Raw genomic sequence first — 1,275 nt, 5'->3', positions numbered from 1 at the left:
ATATGAAAAGGCAGTTTTAAAACCGCCTTTTCAACTAAAATCTGCTTATTTGTTTCTTCTATTTATTAATGCAAGTACTCTGTTCATTTCGTTGTTAACTATCATATAACCTTCATCAACACCCATTCCTGGTTTTGCAAGTACTTGTTTTGCTCCACAAGCCATACCTATGTTTGTCGTAACCTCAGCAGATCTATTAGTTTCGTTGCAAGTTCCTCCACAGTAAGCTCCCATACCATGCTCTTTGCAGTACATTATAGCATCTGCAATATTGTTTACTCCTCCAAGGTCTGGAGTCTTTATTTGAACCATATGTCCAGCTTTATTGTCAGTAAAGAATTTAACATCTTCAACAGTATTACACCATTCATCTGCAACTAATTCTACTTTTATTCCTCTTTCATCTATTTCAGCTCTTAAATCTCTCAAAGCTTCCATTTGCTTTTGTCTATCTTCTACATCCATAGGTCCTTCAATTCTTAAGTGAAATGGCTTTGCTGCTTCTTCTAAAGTTCCTAAATAGTCAGCCATAACTTTTGTATTACAATCAAATGCAGCTCCTATTGTTCCATATACATCTATATGGAATATCGGACTATAATCTTCACATGTTCTTAATTGTAATACTCTATCTCTTAACCATTTAACATAATCCAGAAGCTTTTCACCTTTTAATCCAAGCTTTTCTTCAACATTATTTATAAGTGCATGTGGCATTACATCTGCACCCTTTATTATCATCTTATCTGAGTTATCGTATCTATCGTCACCTGATTGAGTGAATATTGGAACTCTTTTAATTTCAGCTCCTGAATTATATTCATTTCTTACAACTTCAGCCATAGTTATTTTTTGTGATTTTGCTACAGCATCTAGTATAGCTTGAGATATTCCATATCTTATAGCTGTATGTAATCTATTTCCGTTAACCTTCATGCTATCGAATTCTTCTGCAAGAGCTTTAAAACTGCTTAATTCTCTTCCTATAAGCTTTGGTGCTATTTCTTTTTCTATTACTGGTATAAAGTCCTTTGCTAAGAATAGTGGGTCTCTTCCGCCTGCTCCTGAATATTGAACTGCTGCACAGTCTCCATGTGCCACCTGACCATCTTCAAGCACTAACATAACAGATATAGCTTCTCCTGCCTGTCTTACACTAGTGAATCCATCCGTTACTGGCTCTCCAACATATGTGAATCCATCATGTTTTGCTCCTCTTTTTATAGCTCTTTGGTCATCAAAATAAAATCCTGTTTTTCCTTCTGCACAAATAAC

Annotated in this window: 1 protein-coding gene; it reads right to left on the bottom strand. The window is 35.2% G+C overall.

Going from position 1 to position 1,275, the window contains the following annotated elements:
• Window positions 1–45: 45 nt before the first annotated feature.
• Window positions 46–1,275 (bottom strand): methylaspartate ammonia-lyase (locus tag I6U48_RS29150; RefSeq protein ID WP_218324019.1); only part of this gene is annotated, 1,230 nt, incomplete at its 5' end.

It is taken from the genome of Clostridium thailandense (assembly GCF_019207025.1).
GTDB lineage: Bacteria > Bacillota > Clostridia > Clostridiales > Clostridiaceae > Clostridium_AM > Clostridium_AM thailandense.
This window is presented reverse-complemented; position numbering and strand designations above follow the sequence as displayed.